Origin of the sequence: Marinobacter psychrophilus, from assembly GCF_001043175.1 — a bacterium.
Classification (GTDB): domain Bacteria; phylum Pseudomonadota; class Gammaproteobacteria; order Pseudomonadales; family Oleiphilaceae; genus Marinobacter; species Marinobacter psychrophilus.
Map to the genome: position 1 here is coordinate 1,170,212 of NZ_CP011494.1, position 22,845 is coordinate 1,193,056.

23 protein-coding genes are annotated in these 22,845 nt (G+C 53.5%); 18 read left to right on the forward strand and 5 right to left on the reverse strand.

The features are described from left to right. Positions 1–142 precede the first annotated feature (142 nt). The 12 genes from ABA45_RS05175 to ABA45_RS05230 all read left to right on the forward strand — a co-directional run bounded on the left by ABA45_RS05175 (position 143) and on the right by ABA45_RS05230 (position 10,917). Positions 143–1,447, forward strand: coding sequence for a flagellar hook-length control protein FliK (locus ABA45_RS05175; RefSeq protein WP_048384590.1), 1,305 nt, complete (start codon positions 143–145; stop codon positions 1,445–1,447). Positions 1,448–1,527: 80 nt separating this feature from the next. Then, positions 1,528–2,037 (forward strand): flagellar basal body-associated FliL family protein, encoded by a 510-nt coding sequence (locus ABA45_RS05180; protein ID WP_048384591.1) that lies wholly within the window; start codon positions 1,528–1,530, stop codon positions 2,035–2,037. Between the two features lie 71 nt (positions 2,038–2,108). Continuing rightward, positions 2,109–3,104, forward strand: coding sequence for a flagellar motor switch protein FliM (fliM, locus tag ABA45_RS05185; RefSeq protein WP_048384592.1), 996 nt, complete (start codon positions 2,109–2,111; stop codon positions 3,102–3,104). Next, positions 3,104–3,610 carry a flagellar motor switch protein FliN gene (gene fliN / locus ABA45_RS05190; RefSeq protein ID WP_048384593.1) on the forward strand — a complete coding sequence of 169 codons (507 nt, stop codon included), beginning with the start codon at positions 3,104–3,106 and terminating at the stop codon, positions 3,608–3,610. The genes fliM and fliN overlap by 1 nt, the downstream gene beginning before the upstream one ends. A gap of 1 nt (position 3,611) precedes the next feature. Next, a complete protein-coding gene (gene fliO, locus ABA45_RS05195) occupies positions 3,612–4,112 on the forward strand; it encodes a flagellar biosynthetic protein FliO (protein WP_157035524.1) in 501 nt (166 codons plus the stop codon). After that, complete coding sequence (fliP, locus tag ABA45_RS05200; RefSeq protein WP_048384594.1) at positions 4,096–4,875, forward strand: flagellar type III secretion system pore protein FliP; 780 nt, start codon at positions 4,096–4,098, stop codon at positions 4,873–4,875. The genes fliO and fliP overlap by 17 nt, the downstream gene beginning before the upstream one ends. 45 nt (positions 4,876–4,920) lie before the next feature. After that, on the forward strand, positions 4,921–5,190 hold the full coding sequence (gene fliQ / locus ABA45_RS05205; protein WP_007348710.1) for a flagellar biosynthesis protein FliQ: 270 nt from the start codon (positions 4,921–4,923) through the stop codon (positions 5,188–5,190). 3 nt (positions 5,191–5,193) lie between these two features. Beyond that, the gene (gene fliR, locus ABA45_RS05210) at positions 5,194–5,973 is read left to right on the forward strand and encodes a flagellar biosynthetic protein FliR (RefSeq protein ID WP_014870303.1); all 780 of its coding nucleotides are present in this window, start codon (positions 5,194–5,196) and stop codon (positions 5,971–5,973) included. A gap of 27 nt (positions 5,974–6,000) precedes the next feature. Continuing rightward, complete coding sequence (gene flhB, locus ABA45_RS05215; RefSeq protein ID WP_048384595.1) at positions 6,001–7,134, forward strand: flagellar biosynthesis protein FlhB; 1,134 nt, start codon at positions 6,001–6,003, stop codon at positions 7,132–7,134. A gap of 20 nt (positions 7,135–7,154) precedes the next feature. Beyond that, the gene (locus ABA45_RS05220; RefSeq protein ID WP_048384596.1) at positions 7,155–7,940 is read left to right on the forward strand and encodes an enoyl-CoA hydratase/isomerase family protein; all 786 of its coding nucleotides are present in this window, start codon (positions 7,155–7,157) and stop codon (positions 7,938–7,940) included. Positions 7,941–7,942: 2 nt separating this feature from the next. Then, on the forward strand, positions 7,943–10,087 hold the full coding sequence (locus tag ABA45_RS05225; protein ID WP_048384597.1) for an acetate--CoA ligase family protein: 2,145 nt from the start codon (positions 7,943–7,945) through the stop codon (positions 10,085–10,087). Beyond that, a complete protein-coding gene (locus ABA45_RS05230) occupies positions 10,084–10,917 on the forward strand; it encodes an enoyl-CoA hydratase-related protein (RefSeq protein ID WP_227506133.1) in 834 nt (277 codons plus the stop codon). The genes ABA45_RS05225 and ABA45_RS05230 overlap by 4 nt, the downstream gene beginning before the upstream one ends. Before the next feature lie 76 nt (positions 10,918–10,993). Here the strand turns inward: ABA45_RS05230 and ABA45_RS05235 are convergent, their stop codons facing one another. The 5 genes from ABA45_RS05235 to upp all read right to left on the reverse strand — a co-directional run bounded on the left by ABA45_RS05235 (position 10,994) and on the right by upp (position 16,039). After that, complete coding sequence (locus ABA45_RS05235; RefSeq protein ID WP_048384598.1) at positions 10,994–11,614, reverse strand: SCO family protein; 621 nt, start codon at positions 11,612–11,614, stop codon at positions 10,994–10,996. A 45-nt stretch (positions 11,615–11,659) separates the two neighbouring features. Next, positions 11,660–12,511, reverse strand: coding sequence for a hypothetical protein (locus ABA45_RS05240; RefSeq protein ID WP_048384599.1), 852 nt, complete (start codon positions 12,509–12,511; stop codon positions 11,660–11,662). A 111-nt stretch (positions 12,512–12,622) separates the two neighbouring features. Beyond that, a complete protein-coding gene (nirK, locus tag ABA45_RS05245) occupies positions 12,623–13,795 on the reverse strand; it encodes a copper-containing nitrite reductase (RefSeq protein WP_048384600.1) in 1,173 nt (390 codons plus the stop codon). A gap of 300 nt (positions 13,796–14,095) precedes the next feature. After that, on the reverse strand, positions 14,096–15,397 hold the full coding sequence (locus ABA45_RS05250) for a uracil-xanthine permease family protein (protein WP_048384601.1): 1,302 nt from the start codon (positions 15,395–15,397) through the stop codon (positions 14,096–14,098). A gap of 3 nt (positions 15,398–15,400) precedes the next feature. After that, complete coding sequence (gene upp, locus ABA45_RS05255; RefSeq protein ID WP_048384602.1) at positions 15,401–16,039, reverse strand: uracil phosphoribosyltransferase; 639 nt, start codon at positions 16,037–16,039, stop codon at positions 15,401–15,403. A 259-nt stretch (positions 16,040–16,298) separates the two neighbouring features. Between upp and flhA the strand changes: the two genes are divergently transcribed. The 6 genes from flhA (at position 16,299) to ABA45_RS05285 (ending at position 22,837) form a co-directional block, all read left to right on the forward strand. Beyond that, the gene (gene flhA, locus ABA45_RS05260) at positions 16,299–18,467 is read left to right on the forward strand and encodes a flagellar biosynthesis protein FlhA (RefSeq protein WP_048384603.1); all 2,169 of its coding nucleotides are present in this window, start codon (positions 16,299–16,301) and stop codon (positions 18,465–18,467) included. Between the two features lie 57 nt (positions 18,468–18,524). Further along, positions 18,525–19,886, forward strand: a complete 1,362-nt coding sequence (gene flhF, locus ABA45_RS05265; protein ID WP_048384604.1) for a flagellar biosynthesis protein FlhF — start codon at positions 18,525–18,527, stop codon at positions 19,884–19,886. A gap of 102 nt (positions 19,887–19,988) precedes the next feature. Beyond that, the gene (locus tag ABA45_RS05270; RefSeq protein ID WP_048384605.1) at positions 19,989–20,801 is read left to right on the forward strand and encodes a MinD/ParA family protein; all 813 of its coding nucleotides are present in this window, start codon (positions 19,989–19,991) and stop codon (positions 20,799–20,801) included. Between the two features lie 27 nt (positions 20,802–20,828). Continuing rightward, positions 20,829–21,569 carry an RNA polymerase sigma factor FliA gene (locus tag ABA45_RS05275; protein ID WP_048384606.1) on the forward strand — a complete coding sequence of 247 codons (741 nt, stop codon included), beginning with the start codon at positions 20,829–20,831 and terminating at the stop codon, positions 21,567–21,569. 78 nt (positions 21,570–21,647) lie between these two features. Next, the gene (gene cheY / locus ABA45_RS05280; RefSeq protein ID WP_048384607.1) at positions 21,648–22,031 is read left to right on the forward strand and encodes a chemotaxis response regulator CheY; all 384 of its coding nucleotides are present in this window, start codon (positions 21,648–21,650) and stop codon (positions 22,029–22,031) included. Between the two features lie 20 nt (positions 22,032–22,051). Beyond that, positions 22,052–22,837 (forward strand): protein phosphatase CheZ, encoded by a 786-nt coding sequence (locus ABA45_RS05285; protein WP_048384608.1) that lies wholly within the window; start codon positions 22,052–22,054, stop codon positions 22,835–22,837. The last annotated feature ends 8 nt before the right edge of the window (positions 22,838–22,845 follow it).

Consider the following 22,845-nt stretch of genomic DNA (forward strand, 5'->3'; position numbering starts at 1 on the left):
GATCTTGCTACATCTATTTTAGTGTTGTTACTTACGCGGAATAACGGCCATTGAACGCCGTTTTCCGGTTTTCAGGTTACTTTCAAACTACTTTCAAACTACTTTCAAGCTACTACGCGGCCACACGCGGCAAGAGGTTGCCATGTCCCAAATGCTTCTCCCCCAAGGCTCTGCCAGCGCAATCAGCGAACAGGCAGCCAGTCGCCCGGCAAAAAGTCGTGACGGCGGTTACGCCGACAGTGGCAACGGCGGCAACAGCCGTTACCAAGACGTTTCCCGTGAACACACGCAAAGCCTGGCACGTCAGGATCAGGTTAAAAACCGCTCTGCCGCTCAGCAAGCGGCTGCCAAAGACTCAAAAGCCGACGCTCAGAAGGCCAATGCAGCGGACAAAAACGCGGCTAAGCCCCAGGCAGCGGATAGCGCCAAAAAACCGGCCGATGCGGACCGTAATAGTCAGGCCGAAGCGGACGACGTTGGTAAGGTCGATGAAGCCCGAAGCGAGAACAATGTGCCTGAGGCCATAACAGACCCGCAGAAAAACGTGGCCGAAAATACCGACACCGCAGACCTGCCCGATACAGAACCGGTGGCACTCACCTTTATGGAATTGCAGGCCATGCTGGCGCCAGCGGCGCCGGCCCCCGGTGCCGCTGGCGGCGCGGTGGTTGTTAATAGTGCCGCTGGCGTTGCCTCGGCCAGCGCCGGCGCCATGCCGGCTGCAGGTATTCCAGGACAGTCACTGAATCCGCTGGCGGCGCCTGGCGTTACAAAAGCCGGCACAGAGGGCGTCGCAACAGGCTTGAGCACCAGCCAAGCCGCGGGCCTGGCACTCACCGACACCTTACGTAAAGCGGAAAGCCTGCGCCCGGCAGACGGCGCCAATTTAGTGGCCGACAGCCGTCTCCAAAGCAGCGCCGACAGTCTGTTGCAGCAACCCAACAGCACCGCCCGGGTGCAGACCGATCCGGCATTGGCTCTGCGCGGTTACACAACCTCTGTAGACGTGCCGGTGGGCCAGGCCGATTGGGGCGACAAAGTGATGGGTAAGCTGAGCTGGCTTACCGCGCGCAACATGTCGGTGGCTGAAATTCATCTGTCCCCGGCAGACCTGGGCCCGATGGAAGTAAAGGTGCGTATGCACAACGATCAGGCCAGCATAACGGTGCACGCGGCCAACCCAATGGTGCGTGATCAGTTAGAACAGAATTCCCACCGTTTACGTGAGATGCTGAGTGAGCAGGGCGTTTCGCTGGAGCGTTTTGATGTGTCTGACCAGCCCCGCCAGCAATCCGGTGATCAAGGTAATGCGGAGACCGGCAGTAACGATGGCCAAGACCGCCATGGAGGTGATGGCCGGGCGTCTGCCATGGGTGGGCAGGACGTCATTTTGGCAGGCGGGCAGCTGGATTTGAGCTGGCGTGGTGAGGTTGACCTGTTTGCCTAGGCAAACTGTTTTGCCCAAGGCTGGGCTGAACGGTAAACTGCGCGCAACGGCTTATTTGAGTTTTACAGGATCGATGACTTATGGCAGAGAACACGAGCGCTGATGAACCCGTAGCGAAAAAAAGCAAACTCAAGCTCTTTGTATTGCTGGGTTTTCTGATTTTACTGGCCGTTGGTTTGGCGGTGGCCGGTGCGCTTTGGTTTATGAATGGCAGCTTGCTCGGCATGGGTGGCGCCGAAACCGCTGATGAACAGGCCAAAGAACCGGAATTTCTACCCAGCGTTTATCTGGACTTGGAAGAACCCTTGCTGACCACCGTGCAAGCTGAAGGCCGTCAGCGCTACGCCCAGATACATATGTCACTGGAAGCAGAGAGCCAGGCGGTGCTGGATGCCGCCGAAGTGCATTTGCCATTGCTGCGCAGCCAATTGATTCAGCTACTGGGCAGTCGCAGCTTTGACAGCTTGCGCGCCCCGGGAGGCCGCGAGGAACTGGCGCAAGCGATGACTGACAAGGTCAATGAGCTATTGGCCAACGAGAACGCAGCCGCTATTCGCCAGGTATTGTTCAGCAACTTTGTTGTTCAGTAATTTTGTTGTTCAGTAAGGTGAACGTTTGATATAGCCGTCATGCGGCTGGAATCTACACAGCGGAATCGACTATGCAGGACTTGCTGTCTCAGGACGAAATCGATGCGCTCCTTCACGGAGTGGACGACGGTGACATCGACACCGACGACGACACCGACGACGACGGCGTAAAAAACTACGATTTGGCCAGCCAGGACCGCATCGTCCGCGGGCGCATGCCAACACTGGAAATGATTAACGAGCGTTTTGCCCGGTATACCCGCATCAGTCTGTTCAACATGCTGCGGCGCACCGCCGATGTGTCAACCAGCGGCGTTCAGATCATGAAGTTCGGCGAGTACGTGCACACCCTTTATGTACCAACCAGTTTAAACTTGTGCAAAATCCGTCCGCTGCGCGGCACATCGCTGTTTGTGCTGGATGCAAAGTTGGTCTTCAAACTGGTGGACAACTTCTTCGGTGGCCAGGGCCGCCACGCCAAAATTGAAGGCCGTGAGTTTACGCCTACCGAAAACCGCATTGTGCAGATGATGTTGAATCAGGTATTTCACGACATGCAGGAAGCCTGGCAGACGGTGTTAAAAGTGAATTTCGAGTATCTGAGCTCGGAAGTGAACCCGTCCATGGCCAATATTGTCAGCCCTAGCGAAGTGGTCGTGGTGAGCACTTTTCATATAGAACTGGATGGCGGTGGCGGCGAACTGCACTTTGCGCTGCCATACTCGATGATTGAGCCGATTCGGGATGTGTTAGACGCTGGCGTGCAAAGCGACATCGACGATACCGACGAACGTTGGGTAAGCGCGCTTCAGGAAGACATTAAGGCAGTCAGTGTTGCGGTGAACTCTACAATCTGCCGGCGCCACATTTCACTGCGTGAAGTGGCCAAGTTCAAAGCCGGTGACATCATTCCCATTGAAATGGCGGAGCATTTAACCGTCACCGCTAACGGTATTCCGATATATACCGCAACGTTGGGCACCCGCGATGACAAATTGGCATTGAGAATTCACGGGCGGGCGACGTTGCCCAAGGCTAAGAAACAACTGAAGATAGGACGTACCTAATGGCTGACGACAATAAAACAGACGACCAGAATATGAGTGAAGATGAAAAGCTGGCGGCGGAATGGGAGGCCGCGATGGGTGAGTCTGGCGCGGAAGCTGACAGCACCGAAGACAACTGGGACGAGGCGATGGCCGAGGCGGCTGGCGCTGAGAATCGTGGTAAAGAAAGTGACAAAAAAAACAATGTGCGCGCAGCGCCGATGGAAGAGTTTGGCTCAGACAGCGTGAGTACCTCAAAAGACTCGCCGGATCTCGACGTGATCATGGACATACCGGTGACCATCTCGATGGAAGTCGGCAATACCATGATTCCTATCCGCAATTTGTTACAGCTGAATCAGGGGTCGGTGATCGAGCTTGACCGTCTGGCCGGTGAACCGCTGGACGTGCTGGTGAATGGCACCTTGATTGCCCACGGTGAGGTGGTGATGGTTAACGATAAATTTGGCATTCGCCTGACGGACGTCATGAGCCCGGGCGAGCGCATTAAGCGCTTGCAGAAATAGTATGACTGCAAAGGTCTGGCCGGCAGTTCCTGTATTCTGGATGATGGCGGCGTTTCCGGCCATGGCAGAGCCCGTTGCGCCGCAATCGCAAGCGCAACTGATTGGGGCGACGCGCACTCCGGATACCCTGTCTACTCTGGTGAGCCTGGGTTTGGGCTTGCTGGCGGTGATTGCGATTATCTATGGCTGTGCCTGGCTGATCCGCCGCATGACCGGCATGACCGGCATGAACAACAGCGCCATTAAAGTGGTGTCGGTGATGGCCCTAGGCGCTCGCGAGCGCATTGCGGTGGTGGATGTGGCGGGCCAGCAGTTGCTGCTGGGTATTACGCCCAGCACCATAAGCACTCTGCACGTGTTCGATAAGCCAGTCGTGAGTGTAGGCGGCAGCGCGCCCAGCGGTGAATTTGCCCGCAAACTCCAGTCCCTGATGAATAAAACCCAGGCTCCGAATGTCGCGGCCGACAGTTCTGGTAGATCGACCAATGACCGCAAGATTTGAACCTGCGCGCCTGCTAGAGGCGCTATTTCCGTTACTGATTGTCATCGCTGCCATGGTTTGGGCGCCGCTGGCCCAGGCGGACTTGCCCGGCATACCCGCGTTCACCGTAGAGCCCGGCGCCGGCGAGGGCCAGCAGGAATATTCGGTGACCCTGCAGATTCTGGCGCTGATGACTGCGCTGACGTTTTTGCCGGCGATGCTGATGATGATGACGTCGTTCACCCGCATCATTATCGTATTTTCGATACTGCGCCAGGCCCTGGGCCTGCAATCAGCGCCGTCTAACCAAATTCTGTTGGGGCTGGCGTTGTTTCTGACCATATTCATTATGAAACCGGTGTTGGAAGAAGCCAACCGAGTAGGGTTGCAACCCTATCTGCAGGAAGAAATGACCTCGCTGGAAGCCGTCGAAGCCGCGTCGGAGCCGTTCAAAAAGTTCATGCTGGCCCAAACCCGCGAAAGCGATCTCGGACTGTTCATGCGCATGGCTGACGAGCAGTTTGTCAGCCCTGAAGACGTCACGTTCTGGGTGCTGCTACCGGCGTTTGTTACCAGCGAGCTGAAAACTGCGTTCCAGATTGGTTTTATACTGTTCATACCTTTTCTGATTATCGACATGGTGGTGGCCAGCGTGCTGATGGCCATGGGTATGATGATGCTGTCGCCGATTATTATTTCGCTACCGTTTAAAATCATGCTGTTTGTGCTGGTGGACGGTTGGGCGTTGATAATGGGCACCCTGGCGGCCAGCTATGGCCTTTAGTGTGCGCGGCGCCGAATGCTATGAAGCGCTTAATGGAGGCTACCTATGACCCCTGAAACCGTCATCGATATTTTGCGCGAAGCGCTGTGGATGATTGTGCTGCTGGCGTCGGTGATTATTACCCCGGGCCTGATTATTGGCTTGGTGGTTAGTACCTTTCAAGCGGCCACTCAAATCAACGAACAAACCCTGAGCTTTCTGCCGCGCCTGCTGATCACACTGATCGTGATCATTGTGTGGGGGCCGTGGATGCTGACAAAACTGCTGGACCACGCTAACGCGCTCTTCTCCAGCATTCCCTTTTTGATCGGCTGACCCATGCTGCCTACCGAACTCGGTGCCGATCTGATAGGCCAGTGGGTTGGTCAACATTTATGGCCGCTGTTCCGCATTGCCAGCTTTTTGATGGTGATTCCCATTTTTGGTACCCAATTGGTGCCTGCCCGGGTGCGCCTGGGCCTGGCTCTGTTGATGACCATTATCGTGGTGCCGATGATTCCTCCGGTGCCCCAGATAGACGCCTTAAGCGCCGATGCGGTGGTGATTACCCTGCAGCAGATATTGATTGGCGTAGGGTTAGGTTTCGCGCTAACGGCGCTGTGGCAGCTGTTTGTGATTGCTGGCCAGATGATTGCCATGCAAATGGGCTTGGGCTTTGCGTCTATGGTGGATCCCGCGAACGGCGTGAACGTTGCGGTGCTGGCGCAAATCTACACCATCACCATTACTCTGTTGTTTTTGGCGATGAATGGCCACCTGGTGGCGTTTGAAGTGTTTATCGAGAGTTTTCGCACCTTGCCTATCGGCCTTGAAGGTTTAGGGCAGGCCGGTGTGTGGCAGTTGGCGCACCGTATTAGCTGGATGTTTGTATCAGCTATGCTGATGGCGCTGCCTGCGGTAACGGCGGTGTTGATTGTCAGTATTTCTTTTGGGGTGATGACCCGCGCCGCGCCGCAGATGAATATTTTCGCCCTTGGCTTCCCCATTGGCCTGATTTTTGGATTGTTTGCTATCTGGGTGTTGCACGCCAATTTTTTGCCGCATTTCGAGGTTTACGCCCGGCAGACGTTCGATTTCATGCGCGAGTTGCAACGGTAGTCATAACAGCATCAGGGTATAGCGATAATGGCCGACGACGATGGCAGTCAGGAGAAAACCGAAGAGGCCACCCCCCGAAGGCTGGAAAAGGCCAAGGAGGATGGCGAGACTGCGCGTTCTAAAGAGCTGGCGACGACCGCTGTGTTGATGGCAGGTGCTGGCGGTCTACTGATTTTTGGTACCCATCTTGGCGCGGCCCTGGAAGCCATCATGCGCGATGCCTTCACCCTCGAGCGCAGCGCCATTTTTGATATGCGCCATATGAGCGTGCAGCTGATTGCCTCCGCCAAAGCCGCAGCCTGGGCGTTGTCGCCCATTCTGGCCATGCTGCTGGTGGCCGCTATAGCCGGCTCCATCGGTATTGGTGGCTTGCTGTTCAGCGGCAAATCCATTGCACCCAAGCTTAGTCGTATGAACCCTATAAAGGGCATTGGTCGCATGTTTTCTTCACGCTCGCTGATTGAGCTGTTTAAAGCCATCGCCAAAGTGGGTCTGGTACTCACCATTGCTATTCTCATTTTGCAAGTGCGAACGGTGGACTTGCTGAGCATCTCCGCCGAACCGACGGTTCCGGCTATGGAGCATGTACTCTGGACCTTGGGTTGGAGCTTTTTTCTGTTGTCCTGTGCCACCATCATTATTGCTGTGATCGATGTGCCTTTCCAGATTTACGACCACCAGAAAAAGCTCAAAATGACCATGCAGGAAGTAAAAGACGAACACAAAGACAGCGAAGGTAAACCCGAGGTAAAAGGCCGTATTCGCCAGTTGCAGCGGGAGATGTCGCAGAGACGGATGATGCAGGACGTTCCAACCGCTGACGTGGTTATCACCAACCCGACCCATTACGCGGTGGCACTGAAGTACGACCCGAGCCGCATGGCCGCGCCTATGGTGGTGGCAAAGGGTGGTGACGAACTGGCCTTCAAGATTATGGAAATTGCCCGCGAAAACAAGGTAGAAATTCTGCGCACACCACCGCTGGCGCGGGCGGTGTATCACAACAGTGATATTGGTCAGGAAATACCAGACGGCCTTTACATGGCCATCGCCCAAGTGCTGGCCTACGTATTCCAGCTGCGTCAGTTCCGCAAAGGCCACGTCGACAAGCCCACCATGCCAAATTTCCCCATACCGTCGGACTTGCGACGTGACACTTGATGAGATAAAGGAAATTTATTGTGTTATTTGAAACCCTGATTTACACCTTCAAAGACGGCTATGCCGAGATTCGCTTCAATCGTCCCCATCGTTTAAACGCCGTTATTGAGCCATTTTACAAAGATTTATTGGCGGCGTTGAGCCAGGCAGAAGCCGACCCTGAGGTCAGAGCCGTTTTATTAACCGGTGAAGGGCGCGCCTTTTGTGTGGGCGCCGATATGAAAGAGCACGGTTCGGGCGATCGCAGCCAGTATCAGCGTCGGCAGTATCTGCAATTGGGTAATGACGTTTGCGAGGCGATGTTTCGACTGAGTAAGCCGGTGGTTGCGGCCATTAACGGTTATGCATTAGGTGCGGGGGCCGAAATGGCCTGCTCCTGTGACTTCATATTTATGGGCGAGACGGCAAAAATCGGCTTTCCCGAAGTCAGCATTGGTACCTGTGTCGGCGGCGGTGTGACCAGTTTTCTGCCGCGTTTGGTAGGGCTGGCGAAAGCTCGTGAGCTGATCTTCACCGGCGTTAAAATTGACGGCCCCGAGGCTGAGCGTATTGGCTTGGCGACTCGTTCGGTAGCTGACGACGCACTGCTTGATGAGGCAGAGGCGTTTATCAAACAGCTGGCCACCAAAGCGCCAATCTCCATGTCATTGGTCAAGAAGCTATTGAACAACGCCTCTCACGCGGATCTGGATGCGCAGCTTCAGCATGAGTTGGACGGCGTGTTTATGTGCACCACAACCCAGGACTGGCAGGAAGGTGTTGATGCCTTTGCTCAAAAACGCCCACCCGTCTTCAAGGGCTGTTAATTATGAAAAGTTCATTGCACGAATTTCTGGCACCCGATTCAATCGCGATTCTGGGAGCCTCATCCGACCCCACCAAGCGCGGTTACAAGGCGATGGTCGGACTTATTAACGACGGCTATGAAGGGGCGATTTATCCGATCAATCCTAAAGTCGATACGATTCTGGGTTACAAAGCCTACCCGTCGATGGAATCACTGCCGGGACCGGCGGCTTTGGTGCTGATATGTACGCCAGCGAAGACCATTCCCGACCTGCTGGGCCAATGTGGCCGCAATGGAACGAAAGGGGCGATTATCCTGGCAAGCGGTTTTGGCGAAGTGGACGAAGCCGGTGCAAAGCTGGGGCAGGAAGTATTAGAGGCCGCTCAAAAAGCCAACGTGCGTATTGTTGGCCCCAACACATCCGGGGTTTTCAATCTTCATAAAAAAGTGAATTTGCTGGCTCTCGACAACGTGAAGCCTGGCGATATCGGCATTATATCTCAGTCAGGGAATATGCTGTTGGCTCTGGCGCTTGAAGCGGAAAGTAACGGACATGTGGGTTTTAGCACCTATGTGGGGCCAGGAAATCAAATTGATTTAGGCTTTGCAGACTACCTTCAATATTTGGGAGAAGACGATAACACGCGTGTAGCAACACTTTATGTAGAGGGTTTCAAAGACGGCCGCGTGTTTTTGAATGTTGCCAAAGAAATCGCGAAAACCAAGCCTGTGGTGGTTTATAAGTCGGGCTCAACCGAGGCAGGCCAGAAAGCCGCCAAATCGCACACTGGAGCTTTAGCCGGCAGCTATGTGATGACCGTAGACCTGCTTCGTCAGGTGGGCGTAACCGTGGTCAGCCAGTCTGACGAGATTCTGCCGGTTGCCGAAGGCTTGAGTCTTTTGCAGCAGGCGAATGGAAACCGGGTTGCGATTTTGGCTGACGGTGGTGGTCAGGCAACAATCGCTTCTGATCGCTTGTGTGAAGCAGGGTTGGAACTGGCCGAGCTGTCTGATGCGACCCAATCAGCGCTGCGGGGCATCCTCTTTCCACAGGCGTCGTTGGTAAACCCTGTTGATGTGGCTGGCAGTACCGACGCGAACCCGGGCCTGCTTGTAGACTGCATGACTGTCCTGGTTGAGGATGCGAACGTTGACATGGTGCTCCTGGTGGGCATGTTTGGTGGCTACGGCATTCGCTTTGCAGAGGAACTCAAGGCGGAAGAACTGCGGACGGCAGATGCGATTGCGAAACTGTCTGGCCAGACCGATAAACCGTTAGTGGTTTACAGCCTTTACAGTCATGTTCGGCCGGAACCATTGGTTAGACTGCGCGAATCAGGAGTGCCTGTTTACAATTCGATTGAGCACGCGGTTCAGGTCTTGAAAGCGCTGAACGAACGAGGTGCCTATATCGCCAGTAACCAGCGGGCGGAGCTGGCGCAGCCACTGAGCCCCGATGCTGGCGTTGTTGCAACCTTTGAACAGGCTCAAAGAAGCGGTCGGGATTTGTTTGAGTTCGAGGCTAAGTCATTGTTGCGCACTTACGGTGTGGACGTGCCGAAAGAGCTGATGGTCCGAAATGAGGCCGAGTTTTTAGAGGCGGTTGCTGAGTTTGGTCACACGTCGTTGGCTATGAAAGTTGTTTCCAAGGATATTTTACACAAATCGGACGCCGGCGGAGTCAAACTCAATCTCAGTGGCGAAGCGGATTTGCGCCGTGGCCATGCTGAAATTCTCGCCGCGTGTAAGCTGTACAAAGCCGATGCCGAAATAGAGGGCATTTTGTTAGCGCCCATGGCTCGAAAGGGCACCGAGGTTATAATCGGGGTCAGTCGTGACCCGGTGTTCGGACCGGTGTTGATGTTCGGCTTGGGCGGTATTTTTGTGGAAGTCTTGGAGGACGTAGCTTTTCGCGCCATTCCACTGAGCCGCGATGACGCCCACGCTATGGTCAACCAGATCAAAGCCCGTAAGATATTGGATGGAGTCCGTGGCGAACCAGCGGTGAGTAAAGACGCGTTGGTCGAGCTGCTGTTGAAAGTGTCCAGTATTGTTGATGCTCACGCCGAGATCCTTGAACTGGATCTTAATCCCGTGATTGCCTATCACGACGGTTACGCGGTGGTTGATGCCCGGGTGATCGTTTGCCAGGAGACACCGCTATGAGTCAATCAAACACGAGTCTGTCAAATATGAGCAACTTGCCACAGTTAGTCGATGCACTGATTACTCTTGAGAACCGCGTTGCGACGCTAACTCTAAACCGCCACGACTTACGCAACGCCCTTACTGGGTCCCATTTAATCGACGATATTGTTACCACCGCCGAATGGGTCAATGGCTGTGATGATGTCTCGGTACTGGTTATTACCGGTGCCGGTTCAGCCTTCAGTGCGGGTGGAAACGTTCGCGACATGGCCGAGCGCGGCGGCGATTTTGCTGGTGATGCAGCGGAATGCGCCGAACGCTATCGCAAGGGCATTCAGCGTATTCCGTTGGTCATGCAGGCTGTCGAGGTGCCGATTATTGCCGCTGTGAATGGGCCTGCCATCGGTGCGGGCTTCGATCTGGCCAATATGGCCGATGTCCGTATAGCGTCAGAGAAAGCCAAGTTCGGCGAAACTTTCCTTAATCTTGGAATCATTCCGGGGGACGGTGGCGCCTGGTTGATGCAACGCCTGATCGGCTACCAACGGGCTTTCGAGCTAACCTTGTCTGGCAGGATTGTTGATGCGCACGAAGCAAAAGAATTGGGCATTGTTTTGGACGTGGTGCCGGCAGATGAGCTGATGCCTACGGTTATGACGTTAGCCGGACGGATGGCCAGTCAGCCGCCTAAAGCGACTCGGATGACCAAGCGCTTGATGAAGATGGCGCAGCGGATGGAACTGAAGGACTTTCTGGATCTTTGCGCCTGCTTTCAAGGCATGTGCCATAACGAGCCAGAGCACTTGGATGCGGTGAACCGAATGCTGGAATCCATGGCACGCCGCTAAGTCGCTCAGGAAGGTGAATGGGCCGGACAGGGCGGGGTTTACTTGCGCTTTTGAACCAATGACAATGAGATGAGTATTAAAACAAGCTTGTCACTTGTTCTTTCATATCATTAACCGGGGTGCCAACGTAGAAAAATCCCCGTACTCGACTCTGCGTATCGATAATAAATATTTTGGCACTATGGGAATAGAGACATCCTTTTTCTTCTTGTTGTTCATCATCCACAGAAAGTTTTTTAAATTCCGTGGTTACTTTCTCATTGGCAAGTTTGCTATATTCCGCATGATAGAGCTTTGCCACGTGGTCAATTTTTTCTCTTTCGTCCACCAGTCCAATGAAGCTAGGGTCAAAGTACTCTAAATACTTATTCAGATGTTCCGGGGTATCATAGTCAGTATCTATGCTGATGAATAAAACTTGTACTCTTTTTCGTTGCTCTGGGGTGAGTGTCTTAATCATCTGGCTAATATGAGCAATGGTTGTGGGACAAATGTCAGGGCAATTGGTATAGCCAAAAAAGAGCATGACGACCTTGTCTTGGTAGTCTGACAGGCTGACTTCATAACCTTTACTACTCTGCAACGTAAAATCACCCCCCATACCTTTAAGAATAGGCATTTTTGCCATTGCGGTATTACTTAAAAGGATCATCGTCAGGCAGAGTAAACTCGCTGATATCAGTGTTCTGTTTTTCATAATAGTTAAATCCTTACAATGTCTCTCGGGGGAGTGCCTGGTAACTTAGCAGCGAACTTCTGCACCGAGATCGGTTTTTGGCGCAAGATATTGCTCAGTGTAAACTTGGATTAATACCTTGCCGTCTATGACGCTCAAGCCTATAGAAACGCCAATATTGGCTACCTCATTTTCACCTTGGGCGTTGAGCGCGCTCCATTGATACTCAAAATCCACTTGGTATCGCTGTTTGTCTAGTGGGCTTATTCTAAGATTTTTTATAACTCGCCGAATTTGAGTTAACCCTAGCGCCTTGATTTGGGCTTTATAGTTACTTAGGCCGATTATCTGATCTTCCGCCAATGTCACCTGCGCGTCACTCGCAAGCCAATGCGATAACGATGCTGAGCTGGGCTCGTCGAGCCCTTGGGTCCAACTATAAAGAAATGCGCGTATTAAATTTGTGCTGGCGCTAGCAATGTAGCGAGATTCGAAATCATCTTTTTCGTTAAGTTCGGTTTCTACCTTGAGCACCTGTTGTAAGTTACGGTCAAAGGTGACTAATTGCTGCACATACTGACCTATTACGTGATCGGCTCCCGCTGTAGCGGGGTAAAACTCTAAGGTCACGCGCACTCGATGGCTTGCAGGTGGCGTATCTGAGGCTGTGATATCAGCTAATGGGGCTATATCTAAAATCCGATGCGCTCCTTTTTCCCAGTTATTCTGGGGGTACTCTTTTAAGTCGAGTACGACTTGAGGATGGTCTTTACGCCAATTTTCATTGCTGTCTAATTCGCCATACCATTGATAGACACTGGCGTAGATTGAATAATCCTTTGTGTTTTTATCGACTTGTTGGGCTGTGGCAGTTTGGCAGGCTATAATCAGAAAAAATATAGACATTACTTTTAGCATGGCACTTTCCTTCGTTACCTCGCGCTAGTGGCCCAGAAATAGTTATTCTGAGCCACATTTTAGTACGATATCTTTAAGTTATTATCTGACCGAATAGCTTAGGACTCTTGTTTAGGATTTGATGGGGGAAGGCTTGCTGACCTGAGTCATCAAATCATCATTCCACTCGCCGTCAACCTTGATGTGGCCTGCAGCACCTTTCATAATGGCTTCAATTAAATTATGATTCACATAGACATACAGCCCTGGTTGCTTGAAGGTATATAAAGCTGCGCCAGCACTGCCACCGGCAATGTGCCAGGTCTCCAAGTTTTGAGATGGCCTGTCACTGAATGAACCTGTGTTCCAAACATAATCCCCGTGACCACCAATAATATGTGGGCGAGTATCACGGTTCGCTTGAGAGTGAACAAACAGTACAGTTTCACCAAGCTTGGCTGTCATGGAATTCTGACCTGTTAAAGCCCCAACTGCGCCGTTAAAGACAACATGGGATGGGGTGAGAGTTTTCATCACTTCCAATGTTTCATTCATGCTGCCTAAAACTGTGTCATAAGCCTTATATTGCCCTTGCTCATTCTGGGGTATATAGAAATCTTGTTCGCCAATGTAATAGGCCTTGTCGTAGGTTAGGTTGTTACCATCGCCATCGCTCAAGCCTTCACGTGGTAATACCATGATGGCGCCATTCATGCCCATCACTACATGCCAAGGGATCATGACGCCACCTGGCGCGCAGTGATATACAAAAGTGCCTACTTTAATGGCTTTAAATCTGAAGGTGACTTCTTCACCTGGAGAAACAAGCGTTAACTCTCCGCCTCCCAAGGCACCCGTTGCCGCGTGAAGATCTATGTTATGGGCTAGCGTGTTGGTTTTAGGATTAACCAAGGTTAATTCAACATAGTCGTGTTGGTGGCAAACAATTAACGGCCCGGGCACGCTGCCATTAAATGCGCATACCCATGCCTTAGTGCCATTTTCCAGCTCTATTTGCTTCTCTTCGACATGGAGGCGTACTTCAACGACTTTAGGCTTGCCTTTGGCGACCTGGTCATGCGCAGGTACCATAGGCGGGACGACGAGTACTTGTTTGACTCGCTCTAGTTGGTCGGCGGTATAGCTAGCCATACGGTCCACTGGTTTACCGCTTTCAGCGTGAGCCAATGCAGGCACTAACCCTGCTGCAATGCCTGCGCCCAAGAAGCCGGCACTGATTGAGCCACTGATAAAGTTACGACGCTGTTCATTGACTGCTGGTGTTTCTAAAGTCTTGTTTTCCATACCTAGCTCCATGATTCAGTAGCGTTTTTCTGCGTGTTGACAGCACAAAATCATTAAGTGAGTCATCTGAAACTGAGCATAGATAAGATGCCAAAATGACAATTGACTGAAATCAAATCGATATAATTAGCGTTATCCTAATTGACTGAGATCAGATAAATAATCATTTTGTCAGAATTTATAGTAGGGAATAGCGGGCTGAGTGCGTTCCAGAATAGTGTTAGCGGGCGTTGTTGAGCCGGTGAATGGATGCGGCGGCGCTTGAGGTAGCCGACCCCCGGGGCGGGGGCCGGGTGCTGATCAGTCTTTCTTTTCGTAAATGGTTTTGCCCCAGGCTTCGCGTGAGCCCGGCAGAATCAGGTTCAGGGCGACGGCTACGATCGCACATAGTGCAATGCCTGCCAGATGCCCCAGCACCATGCCGCCAATCCCGAATACCAAGGTAATACCGACAATCACCAGATTGCGTGGCAAGCCCAGATCCACTTGGTGGCGTATCAGCGTGCTCATTCCCACCACCGCAATAGAGCCAAACAGCAGGCATAGAATGCCGCCCATGACCGGTACCGGAATGGTCTGCAGAACCGCGCCGAATTTACCCACAAAGGCCAGTACAATGGCGATAATTGCGGCCCACCACATGATTTTCGGATTGAAGTTGCGGGTCAGCATGACTGCGCCGGTCACTTCCGAGTAAGTGGTGTTGGGCGGGCCGCCCAGTAGCGAGGCGACGCTGGTGGCCAGGCCGTCGCCCAGCAGGGTGCGGTGCAGGCCGGGTTTGTCCAGGTAGTTTTTACGGGTTACGTTGCCGATGGCCAGTACGTCGCCGATGTGCTCTATTGCTGGGGCAATGGCTACCGGGATCATGAACAGAATGGCTCCCCAGCTGAATTGTGGCGCGGTAAAGTTGGGAATGGCCAGCCAAGGTGCCTGTTGCACCGGCGTCGTGTCTACCAAGCCCAATATGGCCGACAAACCATAGCCCACCAGTACGCCAAACAAAATTGGAATCAGACGAAAAATACCTTTTGCCCAGACTGAAGCCCCCACGGTACACACCAACGAAATCATCGCAATCCACAGCGCGGTGTTTTCGGTAATAAGCTGAACGCTGCCGTCACCGGTGCGGCCAGACGCCATGTGCACCGCTACAGGTGCCAGCCCCAAGCCAATCACCATAATGACCGGGCCAATCACCACCGGTGGCAGCAAGCGGGTAATAAAACCGGTACCGCGAACTTTTACCAGGGCGCTCAGAATGATGTACAAAATACCCGCCGCCATCAAACCGCCCATGGTTTCTTCCATACCGAATTTGCCTTTGGAGGCAATCACCGGGGCAATAAAGGCGAATGACGACGCCAGAAAAATCGGAATCTGACCACCGGTCACAATGTGAAAAATGATGGTGCCAAGGCCCGCAGTGAAGAGCGCGACATTTGGGTCCATGCCGGTAATCAGTGGCATCAGCACCAGTGCGCCAAAGGCCACCAGCAACATCTGGGAGCCGGCTAACGCTTGCTTCCACACCGGCTCATGAAAAGATTCGTCGACAGGCTCTTGGTTAGCATCGTTGACAGACTCGTTAGGGTGTTGGGACATAAATCAAACGTCCTTCTGCTTGGTGCCGAAAATCTTGTCGCCGGCGTCGCCCAAGCCAGGCAGGATATAGCCTTTTTCATTCAGGCCGTCGTCGATAGAGGCGGTGTAGATAGACACATCCGGATGCGCAGCCAGAACTCGTTTCACGCCTTCAGGGGCGGCCACCAGAATCAGCGCGCGAATGTCGGTGCTGCCGGCTTTTTTCAGTAAATTAATGGTCGAGATAATCGAGCCACCGGTGGCCAGCATGGGGTCGATAATCAGCGCCATGCGTTGGTCCAGTTCACCCACCAGCTTTTCCATGTAGGTGGTGGCTTCCAGGGTTTCTTCGTTGCGGATCTGACCTACTACGCTCACCCGAGCTGCGGGCAAGAGCGCCAGTACGCCGTCCAGCATGCCAATGCCAGCGCGTAGAATCGGTACGATGGTGACTTTTTTACCCTGAATCTGTTCCACAGTGACCGGCCCGGCCCAGCCGTCAATCTCCTGTTTTTTAAGGGTCATGTCTTTGGTGGCCTCGTAAGTCAGCAGCGTACCCAGTTCCTGCGCCAGTTCACGAAAATTCTTGGTGCTGATATCGGCACGGCGCATCAGGCCAATTTTGTGCTGTATCAAAGGGTGTTTTACTTCGTGGATGGGCATGGCTGTTACCTGTTTGTCGTGATAATTGAGGGCGCTGGGTTGTGCATAGAGGCAGTGACACAAAATAGCGAAATGATACCGTATCTGGTGGTTTGCGTCAGGCTGCCGGCAACAGAAAGTTGTAGGGGATTTCCTAAAGATTGGTATGGTTTTTGCGATGTACCTGATCAAACGCGTCAATGCGCCAGAAATCAGGTCAGATCCGATCAATCCAGATTAAATCAGGCCCAATTAGGCAATCATTAGAGAGAAATCCGGCATGGACTTAGCTTTAGTCTTCAGGAACGTCAAATCCTTGGCGCAGGGGAACCTCGGGGTTCCACTGATGCTGATGGGATTGCTGGGCATGATGATCTTGCCTGTGCCGGCGTTTTTGCTGGACGTGTTTTTTACCTTCAATATAACCCTGTCCATCGTGATCCTGTTGGTGTGCGTGTACGCCCTGAGGCCGATGGATTTTGCTGCGTTCCCCACCGTTTTGCTGCTGGCGACGTTGCTGCGCCTGGCGCTGAACGTCGCGTCTACCCGTATTGTGCTGCTGGAAGGCCATAATGGCGGGGATGCGGCGGGTAAAGTGATCGAGTCTTTCGGTGCGGTGTTGATTGGCGGTAACTACGCTGTTGGCCTGGTGGTATTTGCCATCCTTATGATCATCAACTTTTTGGTGGTTACTAAAGGTGCTGGTCGAGTGTCGGAGGTGAGCGCCCGATTTACCTTGGACGCTATGCCCGGCAAGCAAATGGCCATCGACGCCGACTTGAACGCTGGATTGATTAATCAGGAAGATGCCAAATTTCGCCGTAGGGAAGTTGCCGAAGAAGCCGATTTCTACGGTTCCATGGACGGTGCTTCGAAATTTGTAAAAGGCGACGCGGTTGCGGGCCTGCTCATTCTGGCGATCAACATCATTGGCGGGATTGCTATTGGTATGGCCCAGCACGGGCTGAATTTTAGCTTGGCGGTGGAGCGCTACGCGCTGTTGACCATTGGTGACGGCCTTGTGGCCCAAATCCCGTCGCTGTTGTTGTCTACGGCGGCGGCGATTATGGTCACTCGAACCACCTCCAGCCAAGATATGGGCAGCCAGATTCTGCAGCAAATGTTCGATGTGCCCAAAGCTCTTGCTATTGCTGCCGGTATTCTGATTTTGCTAGGCCTGATTCCTGGTATGCCCCACGTAGCCTTTCTAGGCTTGGGTTCGCTGGCAGCGGCAGCGGCTTGGCTTACCTGGAAGAAAAATCAACAAATGGTTGAAGAAGGTGACAAATTCCCGGTACGTGGCGGTGCAGGAACGGCTGGCCGTACCAGCGGTGGTGAACTGGTCAGTGGCGACAGTGGTAGCCAGGCTTTACCGGCACCGGCAGAGAATCGCGAGCTGGGCTGGGACGACGTTGCCACCGTGGACATTGTGGGCCTGGAAGTCGGCTACCGTCTTATTCCGTTGGTGGATAAAAGCCAGGGCGGGCAGTTGCTTAGCCGTATTAAAGGTGTGCGTAAAAAGTTGTCCCAGGATTTGGGCTTTTTGATGCCCTCGGTGCATATCCGCGACAACCTGGATTTAATGCCCAACGTTTATCGCATCACCCTGATGGGCGTCACCATTGCCGAAGCGGATATTCACCCGGAGCGTGAGCTGGCCATCGACCCCGGCCAGGTGTTTGGCAAAGTGGAGGGTATAGAAGGCAAAGATCCGGCTTTTGGCCTTGATGCTATCTGGATAGAGCCAGAGAAAAAAGACCAGGCCCAAAGTCTGGGCTACACCGTGGTAGACGCCAGCACCGTAGTGGCTACTCACCTGAATCAGATTCTGCAGACCCACGCCTATGAGTTGCTGGGCCATGAAGAAGTGCAGAAGTGGCTGGACCAGTTGGAAAAGGTATCGCCGAAACTGGCGGAAGAGCTGGTGCCTTCAGCGGTGAACATCAGCGTGTTGCTGCGAGTGCTGCAGAATTTGCTAAAAGAAGAAGTGCCTATTCGTGATATGCGCTCTATTGCCGAATCCATAGTGAATATGCACCCGCGCAGTCAGGACCCGAAAGTCTTGACCACGGCAACCCGTCAAGCCCTGCGGCGGATGATTGTGCAAAGCATCGTTGGTAACGAATCCGAAATACCGGTGATTACCCTGGATCCAGATCTGGAACAGTTATTGCTTAAGTCTGTACAGCAGAGTCAACAATCCGGCGCGCAGGACGATATCGGGCTAGTGCTAGAGCCGAACATGGTGGAAAAACTCCAGCGCTCACTGCAAGACAGCGTGCAGCGCCAGGAAGTGCTCGGTAAACCAGCGATTCTGCTGGTGTCTGGCCCGCTGCGGCCGGTGCTTGCAAAGTTCGCCAGTTACGGCATAGAACGCCTGCACGTTCTGTCTTATCAGGAAGTGCCGGATAACAAACAGATTACCATCGTAGCGTCGGTAGGCCAGTAACGGCGCAGACGACACTCGGATAACGTCAGCCGCGTTCCCGGCAAAGGATGAGAAAGCATGAAAGTAAAACGTTTTTTTGCACCTACAATGGCCGCAGCCCTGAAGCAGGTCAGCGAACACATGGGGCCGGATGCGATGATACTTTCCAACCGCCGGGTAGATGGCGGCGTTGAAATTGTGACGGCCCTCGATTACGACGAAAACATGGCGCGCCAACGCCTGGGTGACAAAGCGGTGGCAGCCACCAGCGGCACTCACCTGGCAGAGCTGCAGGCAGACCAGCAGCGCCACCTGGAAGACGAGCTTGGCCGCTCCCGTGAGCGCATCCGTGGTGTGCGCGATCAGCGCGCCGACAGCCAGGCCGGTTACGGTTCCATTGCTGAAACTGTCAATGGCTTTGCTGACATGACCAGTGCAGATCCGTTTGCAGAGGGCGGCATAACTTTGCCGTCCGGCGCTGACGAGCGTAACCAAGATGCGGCAGCGCAAAGCGGTCAGCCTGCGGGTTATGCCGGGGAGCTTGCGGCCATGCGTTCTGAAATGAGCAGTCTGCGCGAGCTGGTGAGCGGTCAGACCGCGCCTGCCTCGTTAAAAGACACCAGTGCTGGCGCCAATGTTACGGCGCTTCAGCAGCGCTTGGCAGAACGTTTGGGTGAGTTCGGCCTTAGCCGCGAGCTGTCTGACGATCTCGCTCGCCGTCACCAAGCCGTGCGCCTGGAGGATGGCTGGAAGCAGTCTCTCAAAATGCTGGTTAACGGTGTGCGTACCCCACGCCAGGAATGGCTGGATGAAGGCGGCGTATTTGCTCTGGTTGGACCTACTGGAGCGGGTAAAACCACCACCATCGGCAAACTGGCGGCACGCTACGTGCTGCGCCACGGAGCCGACTCGCTGGCGTTGATTACCACCGATCGTTATCGGGTTGCGGCGCACGAGCAATTGTTTGTGTTTGGCCGTATTCTTAACGTGCCGGTTCGGGTGGTTGATGAAAGCCACCCGCTGGATGAAATTCTGGATGAGTTGTCTGATCGTCGCCTGGTATTGATTGATACCGCCGGGCTGACCAGCACCGATCGGGGCTATCAGGAACAATTGGCCGAGCTGGTCCGCAGTCATCACAAAATCCGTACACATTTGGTGGTGTCTGCCACCAGCCAGCCGCGGATTATGAAATCCGTATGGCATTGCTATAAGATGGCAAACCTTGCCGGTTGTGTGATTACCAAGATCGACGAGGCTCTGACTCTGGGCGAAGCGCTGGGATTTGTTATGGAAACCAGTCTGCCGGTGGCTTGGTACACCGACGGCCAGAAAATACCCCAAGACTTGCACCCGGCGAAAGCGCTTGCGCTGGTGCAACTCGGTGTAGAACGTCTGAAGGGTTTGCGGCAGGAGCAGGCAGTTGCCAGCGGGTCTTGAAAATGCCGGTTGTAAAAGCATCACAGCAAGCGGGCAGTGTAGAACAGTGGGGTAACGGCTACATCCGTTCCCGGTTAAACATGGCAAGAGGCCATCATCAGTATGAGTAAAGCACATCCGGTTCAGGTAATTGCGGTCACTGGCGGTAAAGGTGGCGTTGGCAAAAGTAATGTGTCGGTCAACCTGAGCATTGCTCTGGCGCAAAAGGGCCGTCGGGTGGTGCTGTTAGACGCCGACCTGGGGCTTGCCAATATCGATGTGCTGTTAGGCTTGAAAACCAAGCGCAATCTGCAAGACGTACTCAATGGCGACTGTGACTTGCGTGACGTGCTGGTAGACGGCCCCGGCGGCATCAAGATTGTGCCGGCCTCATCAGGTACCCAGCGCATGACCCAGCTCAGTGCTATGGAGCATGCCGGGCTGATTCACGCCTTCAGTGACATCGCCGACCAGATCGACATACTGATTGTGGATACGGCCGCTGGCATCTCCGAATCGGTGGTCAGCTTTTTGCGGGCATCCCAGGAACTGCTGCTGGTGGTGTGCGACGAGCCTACTTCGATTACCGATGCCTACGCCTTAATCAAGTTGATGAATCGCGATTACCACACCAACCGCTTCCGGATTCTGGCCAATCAGGTGAACACCGAACAAGAAGGCCGTCTTTTGTATGAAAAACTGACCCGGGTTACAGAACGTTTTCTGGATGTAGCGTTACAATATGTAGGTATAGTGCCTTTTGACGAGGCCGTTAAAAAAGCGGTGCGGCGTCAGCAAGCGGTGTTGGAAGCTTATCCGCAAGCAAAAGCCTCGCTGGCCATAAGGGCTCTCGCTGAAAAAGTGGACAGTTGGCCGCTGCCATCATCGCCGCGGGGCCATCTCGAATTCTTTATAGAGCGGCTCGTCCAAGTTTAAAACACATCCCGTACAAAAAGCGGATTTATGACACTGGTGAAAGATCTCGGAGTCTATCAACGGTCGGGTGCTTCAGACGCTTGCTGGCTGATTGAAGAGCATGCGCCTCTGGTCAAGAAAATTGCCCTCCATCTGCTGGCACGATTGCCCGCCAGTGTCCAGCTGGAAGATCTTATGCAGGCTGGCATGATTGGTTTGCTTGAGGCGTCGCAGCGCTACGCCACGGGTAAAGGTGCGACCTTTGAAACCTACGCCGGTATTCGAATCCGTGGCGCCATGGTGGATGAAATCCGCAAAGGCGACTGGGTTCCGCGTTCGGTGCACCGAAACTCCCGGCGCATTTCCAACGCTATCAAAGCTGTAGAGGGCCGCGAAGGCCGCGAAGCCCACGATGTCGAAGTGGCTGCTGAGCTGGATATGACGCTGTCGGAATACCACAGTTGCCTGGCCGACTCCAACAGCGGTCGGCTTTTCAGTTTGGACGAGCTCAATGATTCCGGCGAACTGCCGATAGAACAATCAAAGACGGATGATAATCCGCTGCACGGGGTGTCAGAGTCCGCCTTCCGTAACAGTTTGGCGGCGGCCATTGAAACCCTGCCAGAACGTGAAAAACTGGTGCTGAGCCTCTATTATCAGGAAGAGTTGAACCTGAGGGAAATCGGTGCTGTGCTGGACGTCAGCGAAAGCCGGGTCAGCCAGATTCACAGCCAGGCTGCCTTGCGCTTACGAAGCCGGTTAGCCGACTGGAAAACAGACCATACATAATTCTAGCGCCTGCAGCCCGCGAGTTGCGGGCAGAGATGCAACGAGATCCGACTAGATTTCAACGATTGGAGGTCCTCATTGGACAAAAATATGAAGATCCTTATTGTGGACGATTTTTCCACAATGCGGCGCATTATCAAAAACCTGCTGCGTGACTTGGGCTTTACCAACACCGACGAAGCTGACGATGGCAATACAGCATTGCCGATGCTGAAAACCGGTAAGTACGATTTTCTGGTGACTGATTGGAATATGCCCGGCATGTCTGGTTTTGACCTGCTCAAGCATGTTCGCGCCGATGATCAGCTCAAAGCCCTGCCGATCCTGATGGTGACGGCTGAAGCCAAGCGCGACCAGATTGTCGCTGCGGCGCAGGCCGGTGTGAACGGCTACATTATAAAGCCGTTCACTGCCGCTGTTCTCAAAGAAAAAATCGAAAAAATCTTTGAGCGAATTCAGTAACCGGGGAGTGGATACAAGCCATGAACAAGTCAAAAGGTGAGCGCCATGCCCTGGAACCAGAGCTGACGGAAAAATTAAAGCAACAGTCCGAACAGCTGGTTGACAGCGTGCACGCGGGCGACTATCCCCGCGCTATGGCGATGATCAGCGAGCTTGCAGAAGTGCGAAATCAAGGTCTGTATCACGAAGTAGGGCGGCTAACCCGCAGCCTGCACGAAGCCATGCGTAATTTTCAGATTGATCCGCGCAACCCCGAACAGCGAGAAGCTCTGTCAAAAATGACCGATGCCTCCGATCGCCTGGAATACGTAGTGAAAATGACTGGCCAAGCGGCGAATCGGACCATGGATCTGGTTGAAGAAAGCATGCCAGTTACCCGTCATTTGCAAAGCGAAGCCCAAGATCTGCATCAGCAGTGGCAGCGCCTGCGGCGGCGGGAGATGGCACCGACCGAATTCCGCGAGTTGCACGCCCGCATGGATCAGTTTTTGGCGGCGTTGAGTACTGACGCCGGCAAACTGTACGGTAATCTCTCAGAAATTTTGCTGGCTCAGGATTATCAAGATCTGACAGGTCAGGTGATTCAAAATGTAATCACCCTTGTGCGTGAAGTGGAAGAAAACCTGGTAAGCCTGGTGGTGATGGCCGGCCACGTAGACCAGTTGACCGGTACCGTGCACCAGATGGAGGACAATCAGCCTTCGGCTGAGCAGGGTGTGGGTCCGCAAATGATGCCAGAACAACGCAAAGATGTGTTGTCTGGTCAGGTTGACGTGGATGACCTTTTGTCCAGTCTTGGTTTCTGAGCAATGAG

What these genes read in the sequence shown, in the direction of transcription:
- ABA45_RS05175 (WP_048384590.1), top strand. Translation starts at nt 143, where the DNA reads ATGTCCCAAATGCTTCTCCCCCAAGGCTCTGCCAGCGCAATCAGCGAA.
- ABA45_RS05180 (WP_048384591.1), top strand. Translation starts at nt 1,528, where the DNA reads ATGGCAGAGAACACGAGCGCTGATGAACCCGTAGCGAAAAAAAGCAAA.
- fliM (WP_048384592.1), top strand. Translation starts at nt 2,109, where the DNA reads ATGCAGGACTTGCTGTCTCAGGACGAAATCGATGCGCTCCTTCACGGA.
- fliN (WP_048384593.1), top strand. Translation starts at nt 3,104, where the DNA reads ATGGCTGACGACAATAAAACAGACGACCAGAATATGAGTGAAGATGAA.
- fliO (WP_157035524.1), top strand. Translation starts at nt 3,612, where the DNA reads ATGACTGCAAAGGTCTGGCCGGCAGTTCCTGTATTCTGGATGATGGCG.
- fliP (WP_048384594.1), top strand. Translation starts at nt 4,096, where the DNA reads ATGACCGCAAGATTTGAACCTGCGCGCCTGCTAGAGGCGCTATTTCCG.
- fliQ (WP_007348710.1), top strand. Translation starts at nt 4,921, where the DNA reads ATGACCCCTGAAACCGTCATCGATATTTTGCGCGAAGCGCTGTGGATG.
- fliR (WP_014870303.1), top strand. Translation starts at nt 5,194, where the DNA reads ATGCTGCCTACCGAACTCGGTGCCGATCTGATAGGCCAGTGGGTTGGT.
- flhB (WP_048384595.1), top strand. Translation starts at nt 6,001, where the DNA reads ATGGCCGACGACGATGGCAGTCAGGAGAAAACCGAAGAGGCCACCCCC.
- ABA45_RS05225 (WP_048384597.1), top strand. Translation starts at nt 7,943, where the DNA reads ATGAAAAGTTCATTGCACGAATTTCTGGCACCCGATTCAATCGCGATT.
- ABA45_RS05230 (WP_227506133.1), top strand. Translation starts at nt 10,084, where the DNA reads ATGAGTCAATCAAACACGAGTCTGTCAAATATGAGCAACTTGCCACAG.
- ABA45_RS05235 (WP_048384598.1), bottom strand. Translation starts at nt 11,614, where the DNA reads ATGAAAAACAGAACACTGATATCAGCGAGTTTACTCTGCCTGACGATG.
- ABA45_RS05240 (WP_048384599.1), bottom strand. Translation starts at nt 12,511, where the DNA reads ATGCTAAAAGTAATGTCTATATTTTTTCTGATTATAGCCTGCCAAACT.
- nirK (WP_048384600.1), bottom strand. Translation starts at nt 13,795, where the DNA reads ATGGAAAACAAGACTTTAGAAACACCAGCAGTCAATGAACAGCGTCGT.
- ABA45_RS05250 (WP_048384601.1), bottom strand. Translation starts at nt 15,397, where the DNA reads ATGTCCCAACACCCTAACGAGTCTGTCAACGATGCTAACCAAGAGCCT.
- upp (WP_048384602.1), bottom strand. Translation starts at nt 16,039, where the DNA reads ATGCCCATCCACGAAGTAAAACACCCTTTGATACAGCACAAAATTGGC.
- flhA (WP_048384603.1), top strand. Translation starts at nt 16,299, where the DNA reads ATGGACTTAGCTTTAGTCTTCAGGAACGTCAAATCCTTGGCGCAGGGG.
- flhF (WP_048384604.1), top strand. Translation starts at nt 18,525, where the DNA reads ATGAAAGTAAAACGTTTTTTTGCACCTACAATGGCCGCAGCCCTGAAG.
- ABA45_RS05270 (WP_048384605.1), top strand. Translation starts at nt 19,989, where the DNA reads ATGAGTAAAGCACATCCGGTTCAGGTAATTGCGGTCACTGGCGGTAAA.
- ABA45_RS05275 (WP_048384606.1), top strand. Translation starts at nt 20,829, where the DNA reads ATGACACTGGTGAAAGATCTCGGAGTCTATCAACGGTCGGGTGCTTCA.
- ABA45_RS05285 (WP_048384608.1), top strand. Translation starts at nt 22,052, where the DNA reads ATGAACAAGTCAAAAGGTGAGCGCCATGCCCTGGAACCAGAGCTGACG.